This is a genomic window from Hoeflea sp. (genome assembly GCF_984452065.1).
In genome coordinates this window covers 1-10,127 of sequence record NZ_CFHWAF010000154.1, presented here as the reverse complement: position 1 = coordinate 10,127, position 10,127 = coordinate 1, and the positions used below count along the sequence as shown (strand labels likewise).

Annotated in this window: 11 protein-coding genes and 1 pseudogene; 3 read left to right on the top strand and 9 right to left on the bottom strand. The window is 58.3% G+C overall.

The window, feature by feature from the left end; all coding sequences use genetic code 11:
- From AC5E6N_RS20950 to AC5E6N_RS20920, 7 genes are all read right to left on the bottom strand, one after another.
- Positions 1 to 549 (bottom strand): enolase-like domain-containing protein (locus tag AC5E6N_RS20950; RefSeq protein WP_491749632.1); only part of this gene is annotated, 549 nt, incomplete at its 3' end.
- Entirely contained in the window at positions 549 to 1,199 is a 651-nt protein-coding gene (locus AC5E6N_RS20945) for an RraA family protein (RefSeq protein ID WP_491749631.1), read from the bottom strand. The genes AC5E6N_RS20950 and AC5E6N_RS20945, both read right to left, overlap by 1 nt.
- Positions 1,192 to 1,521 (bottom strand): L-rhamnose mutarotase, encoded by a 330-nt coding sequence (locus tag AC5E6N_RS20940; protein ID WP_491749633.1) that lies wholly within the window; start codon positions 1,519 to 1,521, stop codon positions 1,192 to 1,194. The genes AC5E6N_RS20945 and AC5E6N_RS20940 overlap by 8 nt, the downstream gene beginning before the upstream one ends.
- The gene (locus tag AC5E6N_RS20935) at positions 1,521 to 2,615 is read right to left on the bottom strand and encodes an ABC transporter ATP-binding protein (protein ID WP_491749630.1); all 1,095 of its coding nucleotides are present in this window, start codon (positions 2,613 to 2,615) and stop codon (positions 1,521 to 1,523) included. Before AC5E6N_RS20935 ends, AC5E6N_RS20940 begins: the two co-directional genes overlap by 1 nt.
- A 4-nt stretch (positions 2,616 to 2,619) precedes the next feature.
- Positions 2,620 to 3,465: a carbohydrate ABC transporter permease gene (locus tag AC5E6N_RS20930; protein ID WP_491749629.1), complete on the bottom strand. Its 846-nt coding sequence runs from the start codon at positions 3,463 to 3,465 to the stop codon at positions 2,620 to 2,622.
- Positions 3,465 to 4,373 (bottom strand): carbohydrate ABC transporter permease, encoded by a 909-nt coding sequence (locus tag AC5E6N_RS20925; protein WP_491749628.1) that lies wholly within the window; start codon positions 4,371 to 4,373, stop codon positions 3,465 to 3,467. Before AC5E6N_RS20925 ends, AC5E6N_RS20930 begins: the two co-directional genes overlap by 1 nt.
- Before the next feature lie 97 nt (positions 4,374 to 4,470).
- Positions 4,471 to 5,787: an ABC transporter substrate-binding protein gene (locus AC5E6N_RS20920; protein WP_491749627.1), complete on the bottom strand. Its 1,317-nt coding sequence runs from the start codon at positions 5,785 to 5,787 to the stop codon at positions 4,471 to 4,473.
- A gap of 122 nt (positions 5,788 to 5,909) precedes the next feature.
- Here AC5E6N_RS20920 and AC5E6N_RS20915 point away from each other — a divergent pair, with 122 nt between their 5' ends.
- From AC5E6N_RS20915 to AC5E6N_RS20905, 3 genes are read left to right on the top strand one after another with little or no spacing between them, the layout of a single operon-like run.
- Complete coding sequence (locus AC5E6N_RS20915) at positions 5,910 to 6,683, top strand: IclR family transcriptional regulator (RefSeq protein ID WP_491749626.1); 774 nt, start codon at positions 5,910 to 5,912, stop codon at positions 6,681 to 6,683.
- Complete coding sequence (locus AC5E6N_RS20910) at positions 6,673 to 7,674, top strand: aldo/keto reductase (protein ID WP_491749625.1); 1,002 nt, start codon at positions 6,673 to 6,675, stop codon at positions 7,672 to 7,674. The genes AC5E6N_RS20915 and AC5E6N_RS20910 overlap by 11 nt, the downstream gene beginning before the upstream one ends.
- A 1-nt stretch (position 7,675) precedes the next feature.
- Positions 7,676 to 8,500: an amidohydrolase family protein gene (locus AC5E6N_RS20905; RefSeq protein WP_491749624.1), complete on the top strand. Its 825-nt coding sequence runs from the start codon at positions 7,676 to 7,678 to the stop codon at positions 8,498 to 8,500.
- A 110-nt stretch (positions 8,501 to 8,610) separates the two neighbouring features.
- Here the strand turns inward: AC5E6N_RS20905 and AC5E6N_RS20900 are convergent.
- Together AC5E6N_RS20900 and AC5E6N_RS20895 are read right to left on the bottom strand one after the other, a co-directional pair.
- Positions 8,611 to 8,823: pseudogene (locus tag AC5E6N_RS20900) on the bottom strand (IS481 family transposase); the annotation flags it as partial.
- 27 nt (positions 8,824 to 8,850) lie between these two features.
- Positions 8,851 to 9,774: a phosphotransferase gene (locus AC5E6N_RS20895; protein WP_491749623.1), complete on the bottom strand. Its 924-nt coding sequence runs from the start codon at positions 9,772 to 9,774 to the stop codon at positions 8,851 to 8,853.
- Positions 9,775 to 10,127 lie beyond the last annotated feature (353 nt).

Below are 10,127 nucleotides of genomic sequence, written 5' to 3'. Positions count from 1 at the left end.
GGCTTCGCGAACGGCCCTGTGAATTTCCAGATCCTGCTCGATGGAGTTGCCGGGGGGATGCAGTTTGTACGCCGCAAAGCCGTTCCGCTGCGCCGAACGCGCCTCAGCCACGTAGTCCTCGGCACTGTCATGGAACATCGAACTGACATATACGGGCACCTCGCTGCGCACAGCACCGATATACTTATGGAGCGGCAGGTCCGCTTCCTGGGCGGCGAGCAACCACAGGCAGGCGTCAATTGGTCCGTAGATATAGACCGGCAAAAGGCTCCACAGCCTGTCCTGGTGGCGAAAGTCATGCCATATCGCTTCGCGAAAATGCGGATCGCGGCCCTCGAAGAAAGGCTTGAGAGAGGCCGCAAGATATCCAGATCCCACACCGCTTGCCCCGGAAAATCCAAACATCGACGCGCTTCGGCCGCATTCGGTCGTGAGTGTGTAGACGAGAAACTCGATGCCGGCGCCGCGCTTTGCCCCGCGCAAAAGTTCACTTGTCGCAGCGTCGCTGTCAAGCTTGCAGGCTCGAATATCGAGTGATTTAATCTTCATCAGAATTTCCCATATTTTAGGTAGGCTTCCCGGGGGTCGGCGCCCTCCATGATGGCCGTGCGGACCTTGTTCTCGGTCCGCATGGCCTCGATACTTTTGGCAGTGACGTCCCCGACAATCGCGCGCGGGACGCGGATCATACCGTCGCGGTCACCCAGCAGGTAGTCGCCCTGCTCGATGCGCACATCGCCGATCTGGATCGGAACTTCCGTGGCGGTTGGCAGCCAGCGCCCGACAATGTCATTGGGCGTATGCCCACGCCGCCAGGTCTGAAATCCTATGTTGATCAGGAAGTTCGTGTCACGCGCATGACCGTCCAAAACGCATCCGAGGACGCCCTTTTTCTGGAGTGTCTCGGCCGTCAGCTCGCCCATCTGCGCGAGATCAAGCGTATGGGGCTGGCATACCCAGATATGGCCCGGTTTCGCCTTGGACAAAAGCCCGGTCCATTCCAGCAAGGTCCGGTGAGCGTCCGCGGTGTCATCCGGCCGCCCCTCGATGGTAAAGGCCGGGCCGCAGAGCGTGCGCTCGGGCATCAGGGGCGTGATGTCATGCGGCAGTGTAAAATTGCGCAACCCCATACCCCGCATGATGTCATGCACAACGCCGGAATAGCAGGTCCCCAACCGGTCTTTGAGTGCATCAGCCATGGTGGAACACTTCTTCCATCATTGTCCACATTTCACCCTCGGCGCGGCTTTCGAGCGGGGTCTGACAGGGATCCGTTAGCGCCCACCATTGTTTTGTTTTCGGATTTTCCGCCATTTTCGCAGCATCGGCGGCAAAATCCTTCCCGTGATACTCCCAGTAACCGAAGAGCAGGTTTTCCGGCTCTCTGAGAAAGATCGTGTAGTTCCGGATGTTGCAGGCCGTGATCCCGTCCAGGATTTCCGGCCAGACCTCGGCGTGGAGGCGCTTGTATTCGTCGATCTTCTCGGGTTTGATCCCGATCATCATGCCCATACGTCGCATCATTGGTTCCTCAGGCTTTGGCCGGTTTCGGCGTCAAACAGGTGGCACTTGTCGATATGCAGTTCGAACGGCAGGTTTTCGCCGCTGCCGACGAGCCGGGGGTTGTGCATCTTGGCCTGAATCTCGACACCGCCGAGGTCCGTGAACAGCATCGTCTCGGACCCCAGCGGTTCAGCGAGCGCCACCGTCAGATCAAGCGAAGCGATGGCGGCGCTGTCGGACACCGCGTGCCCCCTTGGCATCAGAACATCGGCGCGGCAGCCGAATTGCACCTGCTTGCCCTCCTTGGCCTTGCCCGCGAAATCAGGCGGCACGGGTACCGAACGCCCGTCCGAGAAAGCAATTTGGTCCGATTTCACGATCCCGGGAATGAGGTTCATCGGCGGCGAGCCGATAAAGGTGGCCACAAAGGTGTCTATCGGGCGTTCGAACACTTCGAGCGGCGTGCCGACCTGCACGATATGGCCGTCTTTCATGATCACAATTCGGTCGGCGAGCGTCATCGCCTCCACCTGATCGTGGGTGACGTAGATAACCGTTGTCTGAACCTTCCGGTGCAGTTTCTTGATTTCGGTCCGCATCTGGGTACGTAGCTTTGCATCGAGATTCGAGAGCGGTTCGTCGAACAGAAACGCATCCGGGTGGCGCACGATCGCGCGCCCCATGGCCACGCGCTGGCGCTGACCGCCGGAAAGCTCCGCGGGCGTGCGGTCCAGCAAACCGGCGAGCCCCAGAATGCCTGCCGCCTCACTCACCGCCTCGTCAATCTCGGCCCGCGATCTGCCCGTGATTTTCAAGCTGAAACCCAGGTTTTCGCGCACGCTCATATGTGGGTAGAGCGCGTAGTTCTGGAATACCATTGAGATGTTGCGGCGGCGTGGCGGGAGTTCGTTGACGCGCGCGCCGCCGATCTGTATTTCGCCGCCGGAGATTTCCTCCAGACCCGCAATCATGCGCAGGGTCGTCGATTTGCCGCAGCCTGAAGGCCCCACCAGGACGACAAACTCGTTGTGCGCGATCTCCAGATCGATCCCGTGCACGACCTCGACGGAACCATAGCGCTTGACGATTTTCTTGAGAGAGACGTTCGCCATGATGTTATCCCTTGACCCCGCCGAACGTAAGGCCCGCGATCAGATGTTTCTGGACCAGGAAGGTCAGGATCAGCGCCGGGATGATGATAATCACCGCCATTGCGCACATGCCCGCCCAGTCGATCGTGAATTGCGCCGTGAAATCCATCAGTCCCACGGGCAGCGTCTTGCTGTCGGTCGACCGCGTTAGCTGACTGGCCAGCGCGTACTCGTTCCAGGAGGTGAGGAAAGCGAAGATGCCCGCCGAGGCAATGCCGGATTTGGCCAGCGGAAACTCGATCTTCCAAAACGCTTGCCACGCAGTACAGCCGTCGATCTGCGCCGCTTCGTTCAAGTCTTTCGGAACCTGCCGGAAGAACCCCTCGGTCAGCCAGACCGTGAAAGGCACGTTGATCGCCGTGTAAACCAGGATCACGCCGAATTTCGTGTCGATGATCCCCAGCCGCGACCAGATGATGAAAATCGGCAGCGACAGTGCGATGCCGGGTACCGTGCGCGACAGCATCAGCCATAGGAAGATGGGACCCTTGGCCGGAAAGCGATAGCGCGCGAAGGCATAGCCGCCGCTCATGCCGATCGCCACCGCGACGAAGGTGGAGGTCAGCGAGATCACCAGCGAGTTTCGGAAATAGCCGGCTACCGGGATCGCAACCACGTCTTCGCCGAAGCCAAAGATCGCGCGGAAATTATCGAGGCTCAGGTTCTGAGGGATCCAGATCGCAGGTTTTGTCAGGATCTCGCCATTGGGGCGGAAGGCCGACAGCACGACCCAGAGGCCGGGCATGCAGATGATCAGCATGGCAATGAATGTCGCGATCCAGACCAGCACGGTTTTGGTTCCGCTCGGCATCAGAATGCCCCCAGATGCCTGCGGGCTTCCATCAGCTTGCGAAAGAAGAACCAGGTGAAGACTATCGACAAAAGGATTGAGACGTAGGCCATCGCATTGGCCCGGCCCATACGGGCGTCGTCATAGGCGGTGCGCGCGATCATCGTCCACAGCAGTTCGGTTCGGCCACCAGGACCGCCGCCGGTCATCACGTCCACAATGTCATAGGCCCGTGCCACATCGAGCGAGCGAATGGTCATCGCGATATAGATAAACGGCATCAGGAAGGGCAGGGTGATGTGCCGGAACACCTGCCAATTGGAACATCCATCGACGCGCGCCGCCTCGATGGGATCCTTCGGCATGGCGAAGAGGCCGGCGAGGATCAGGATGGCGAAGACGGATGTGCTCATCCAGATTTCAGCGGCAGCGATCGAGAAGAACGCCAACCAACGGTCCACGAGGAATGGAATGGCCTGTTCGGTCAGCCCCAGCGATTGCAGTGCGTTGTTCACGACGCCGATGGTGTCGTTGAACATGTACTTGAACTGAAATCCCACAAGGATGGGCGAGAACATCATCGGGAACATCATGATGGCGCGGAGCGTGCGCTGTCCCCAGGTGATCTTGTTGACCAGAAGCGCAATGCCGAGCCCCAGCAAGAGTTCCAGATTGAGGACCACGGTCAGAAAGAGAACGGTGCGTCCAAAAGCGACCCAGAAATCCCGGTCGCCCAGGATCCGCTCATAGTTGCGCAGGCCGATCCATTGCCACAGGCTTTCGGGCTGGATCAGCCGGTAGTTCGAAAAACTGGTGTAGAAGGAGAACAAAAGCGGCAACAGGACGACCAGCAGGATAACCATGATCGCCGGAGACACCAGCGCCAAAGGCACCGCATGCTCTCGAACTGTTCGGCGAAACCCCGGCATGGCGAATGGCGCTCTCGATGATCAGGATGGATTGCGTTCGAATGTATTAGAGGAGGTGCCGCGCCGGGAGTGAACGCGGCACCCTGAGCAGGCCGGCCTACAGGTAGCCGGCATCCTCCATGACCTCGCGAATTTCTTCGGCGGATTCGTTCAGTGCATCTTCGACTGATTTGTCCCCGAGGATCGCCGATTGCAGGTTCGGCCAAAGGATGTTGGACACCTCGCCCCATTCCGCAATCAGGGGCGGCGTGAAGGCGTGTTCGGCCATTGAGACGCTCCAGATGTCGAATACCTCGACCATGAAGTCGTTCCCTTCGGCCTTGAACTCCGCAATCACGTCGTCCCAAACCTGGGTCCGGGTTGGCAGCAGACCGCGTCGTGCCTCGACCATTTGCGCGTCGTGGCCGGTCAGGAACGTCACGAAACTTGCCGCGGCTTGCTTGTTGTCGCAGGCTTGCGTGACGGAAAAGCTGTGTGACCCGGACCATCCCGTCCGTTTTCCGCTCGATCCGGAAGGCGCCAGCGCAACCCCGACATCGCCGCCGATCTTGCTGTCGCCGCCATTGAAATAGGCGGCCCATCCCGCCCAATCGAGGTTCCATGCAATGGCACCCGCCGCGAAACCGAGCCCCAGGTCATCCCAGACATAATTGGTCGTGCCCTTGGGCACTGCGTCCGCAGAGTAAAGATCCACGAACCAGTTCAGGGCACGCACACCGGCTTCGCTGTTGAAGGCCGGGTTCCAGTCTTTGTCAAAGAGCGCGCCGCCCTCGGCGATGAGCATTTCGTAGAACCGCCCGGTCAGTCCTTCGTCCTTGCCAGCGAAATGCGTACCATAGCGGTCGGGCGCGTCGGTGAAGAACTTGGCCTGATCAGAAGCCTGCGCCCAGGTCTCGGGAACGGCGAGATCATAACCGAACTTTTCTTTGAACGCCGTTTTGTTGGCCTCGTCCTCGTACAGCGACTTCTGATAGTAGAAGTTCGACACATCCGAGTGGCGGGGCAGCGACAGGAGCTTGCCGTTGACCGTCGCGTGGCTCACCACCAGCGGCGAAAATCCGGCAACGGTTTCGGCCGACACCAGATCGTCCAGGGGCTCTGTCATGGACACATATTGCGGCGCGAAGCTGGTGTGGTTGGCAAAGACGCAGTAGTCGATATTACCGGCCGCGATGTCCTGTTTCATCTCGCGATCCAGCTCGAAATGGCTCTTGCGGGACAAGATCTCGACCTTGGCGCCCGTCGCGGCCTCCCATTCGGGGATCAGTGTGTAGAGCGGTTCGTATTGCGCGCCGCCGATCAGTTTCACGCGGAGCGTATAATCATCAAAGTTTCCATAATCTTGTGCGTGTGCGGCGACCGCGACTGTCGCGAGCGCTGTTGTCGCGAGAACTGTTCCGATTTTGCGGACCATATCTTCCTCCCATTTTTCGCTTTCATGCACGAATGAATGGATCATTCATTTATGAAGGAATGTATTGTGTCAATCAGAATTTGTTGCTACCTCTTTTCACAGGCTGAGCAAGGGTCGATGTTTTGGATGAAAAAAACCGGAAATACCGGGCGCCAGCCCTCGACAAAGGGTTGGATATTCTGGAGTTTTTGGCCACATCGCCCGATGGGCTGACCCAGGCGGAAATCGCAAAGGGTATCGATAGAAGCCCAAATGAGATCTACCGAATGCTCGACACGCTGGTACAGCGGAACTTCGTGACCTCGTCACCAGGCGGCGATAAATTCATGCTGAGCCTGAAGCTTTTGATACTCGCCAACGCGCATCCTCCGCGAAGGCGGCTGCTTGATATCGCTGAACCGCTGATGCGCAATTTCACGCAGGAATGCGAGCAATCAAGTCATATTGCCCTTTGGGAAGATGGGGACGTCGTTATTGCGTCTTCGATTTCAGCACCCGGCAACTGGCGATTGGCGCTGCGGCCCGGAGCGACCGTCGGGATGTACAATACGGGGTCCGGAATGGTCCTGGCCGCCTTCCAAACGATGGAAACGCGAAAACGGATGATACGGGAACACCGATTGGTCAAGGGCGAGGAAATGATTGATGAAGCGGAATTCAATGAAGTGCTCAACCGTGTGCGGGAGGCAGGTTGCACCAGAGAGCCCAGCCAAACGGTCACCGGCGTCATAAACCTGTCCTTTCCGATCCTGGATCCATCGGGCAATGCTCTGGCCGCGCTGACCTGCCCGTTTATCGAACGCATTGACGACTATAATGCACCCACTCTCGACGATGTGGCTGAAATATTCGCAACGGCATCTAGAGAAATAGGGCGGCGGATCAGTGGGGATTAGGCAGTCCAAGCTCTCGTCGACGGACGTATCGCTGACGGAACTGGGTCTCGGCGCGGCAAGCCTCGCCGGTATTTTTCGCGCCGTGCCCGAACAAGACGCCCGAGCCACGATTGCCGAGGCGCTGGAACAAGACATCCGCTACTTTGACACGGCCCCTTTCTATGGCCACGGACTGTCCGAACGTTTCGTCGGCGATGGCTTGCGAGGGCAGGTGGACGCGACCTTGTCATCCAAGGTCGGGCGTGTCCTTGAGCCAGGCGTAATCGCCGATCGGGGCGCTTGGGCAACGCCATTGCCGTTCAGTCCTGTCTATGACTACTCCTACGATGGCATCATGCGTTCCTACGAACATTCTTTGCATCGCCTGGGGCTGGACCGCATCGACATCCTGTATCTTCACGACATCGGCAATCTAACCCACGGGGCCGAGGCCGGGCCCGAACTGTTCGAAACGGCTATGACGGATGGGTACCGGGCTCTTGACGAATTGCGATCCGCCGGAGCGGTTTCGGCGATTGGGCTGGGTGTCAATGAAACGCAGGTTTGTCAGGACGCGCTCCAGCGCGGGGATTGGGATGTGTTTCTCCTTGCGGGACGTTACACGCTGTTGGAGCAGGCCCCGCTTGACGATCTTCTGCCGGCGTGTGCCAACGCGGGAACCGATATCGTGATCGGAGGTCCCTTCAATTCCGGTGTTCTGGTCGGAGGGGACACATTCGACTACGACCGGGTTCCTGCGGACGTAGCCCGCAAGGTCCAAAGGCTCGATGAAATCTGCTCGGCGCACAATGTACCTTTGCCCGCCGCAGCGCTTCAGTTCCCGCTCGCCCATCCGGTGGTCAAGAGCACGATCCCGGGACCCCGGACAACAAGGGAACTCCAACAGATCATCGACTGGTGGGGCAGTGCGATCCCGGACAGTCTGTGGAGCGATCTGAAAACGGCCGGACTGCTGCATCCCGATGCCCCAACACCCTTGTCGGGAGAATGATATGAAAATCGACAGCCATCACCATCTCTGGACCCTGTCGCGTGGTGACTACGGATGGATGTCACCGGACCTCGGGCCGATCTATCGCGACTTCGCGCCATCCGATCTCTGGCCGCATCTTCGGGCGGCTGGCGTTGAGAAAACGGTGGTTGTCCAGGCCGCCGACACCGTGGCCGAGACTGAATTCTTGCTTGAGACCGCGCGCGTAACGGATTGGATTGCCGGCGTGGTCGGCTGGGTGGACATGGAATGTGAAGACGCGATCGCAACGCTTGAACGGCTTGCGCGAAGCCCGAAGTTCAAGGGCATCCGCCCCATGATCCAGGAGATCACCGATGACGACTGGATTTTGCGCAGCGATCTGGATCCGATTTTCGACGCGCTTGTGGAGATGGACCTGAGCTTTGACGCCCTCATTTTCCCGCGTCACCTTCCCCGGTTGCTGCGACGGCTGCAAAAGCACCCGGACCTTCGCTGCGTCATAGACCACGCCGCCAAACCGCACCTCGCCACGGGGGAGCTGAATGGCTGGCGCGCGGATATGGCGCTTCTTGCGGAAGAGACCGGTTGCCACTGCAAGGTCTCCGGTCTTGTGACCGAGGCGGGCGCAGACTTCACAATCGACGACATACGCCCGGCCACGGATCATATTCTTGATGTGTTCGGTCCGGGCCGGCTGATGTTTGGCAGCGATTGGCCAGTTCTCAATCTGGCGAGTGATTATTCCGGCTGGGTCCGCATGGTCGAAACACTGATGGCCGAATCCGTGGAACCTCGGCAGGAAAACCTTTGGGGCGCGGTGGCGGCAAGGTTCTACCAACTCTGAGAATGCGGCAGGAGCAAGGAGACCGCTTGGGCAACCATAACAGGGCATCTGGATTACTGCAGGCCCCACGACCTGCTGACCTAAGCAGCCAATTCTTCCCGATATAGGACGTTGTCTGTCATGACACGAACGACTTTCACGCCAAGAGGGCGGTGATAAGCAATGGCGGCCTTCTCATCGGTATGGAGCTGGGAGAAGGCCACGCGGGAATGGTCATCGAAGGCCATGTGAACATACTCCCAACCAGGGGCCGTTCCACTGCTGCGCTGATTGCTCTGCCCGTTCCTGTCTTTGGTGATCCTTTGGCCAACCCGGTTGAACCGCCATTGACACTGTAACGCCACCAAAACTCATATGGCCCGCAGCCAGTCATCCCACCTGGGATCGTTGAACATCATGCGTGCGCGGGCCAGCTTCCAAATACCGTATTTCTGATAATCGAAATCCCAATCCTGGAGCTTTCGTTGCTGCAGGGCCCAGTTCCCCCATTTCATATCAGCGACGGCGCGGGCGACTGTTACCCTGGCAACCGTCTCGGCACGGACTTCGCCATAGTAGCGCTCGATCATTTCAAGGGAGGTCTTCTCGTCGACAAAAACCTCCTGAAGGAAGATGCCGATCTCGTAAGCGCGTTCGTTGTTGGAGGCATATTCATAGTCGATCAGCTTCATGTCTGTGATGGTGTCTGCGTCCATCATCACCATGAAATTGCCGGGCATGGCATCATTGTGACAGGGAACGAGATCGAGACCTGATGCAAAGAATGCTTCCCGCGCTTTGGAATATTGATGGTAGAGCCAATCAAAATCGACGGGTCGATGGACACCAAGTTCGGCACCCAGATCTATGTGCTCCTGGGTCATTTCAAACACGTCCTTGGTGTCTGAAAGCGCCTTGCCTTTATGGAAGGCGGCATAGAGATCGATCACATGCTCAAGGAAATCCTCGCGGGCATAGTCGGAGGTTAGTGAAGCACGATAGCCATCGAGAAACTCGACCACTTCAAGACCTGTTTCTTTGTCATAGTGAAGCACATTGGGCCCAATCCCCATGTCATGGGCTTGCAAAGCTGCATCGTTTGATCCGTCCCGATTGATAAAACTCTCGGTACCGGGTCCATAGACTTTCATGAAGTGTTTCTTGCCGTCCTTTATGGCCACGAAGTTTGCATTGGTGACGCCGCCATCAAGCGGTGCCACTTCAACCTCTTCCCATGTCCAGCCCGGAACTGAGTTGACCGCACTTTGAAGCTGTTTTTCCAGTTCTGTTGTCATGGCATCTCCTAGAGCGAGTTGCGATTGGATTGAAGCATTTGACCGTGGCGATTTTGGTCGCTGACAAGGCGGGTTGCGCGCCGTGGTGCTGTCCCACCACAAGCGTAAGCCAACGCGGTCAGAGGGCAAAATCGCCCGGCCCATTCATCTCTGAATTTCAACATGATCGTCCTTTCAGGGGTGGCGGCAAATCGGCCCATCGTTCGCCCTCGCAATCGTCCACTGGACGATTGCGCGAGACGGGCTCACCGTTGCGCCGCTTGCCCGATGCACCACATCGCGCTGCGCGACGCGCCTCGCCGAATGAACCGATTTTCCGCCATCAAATGCATCAATCCAATCACAACTCGCTC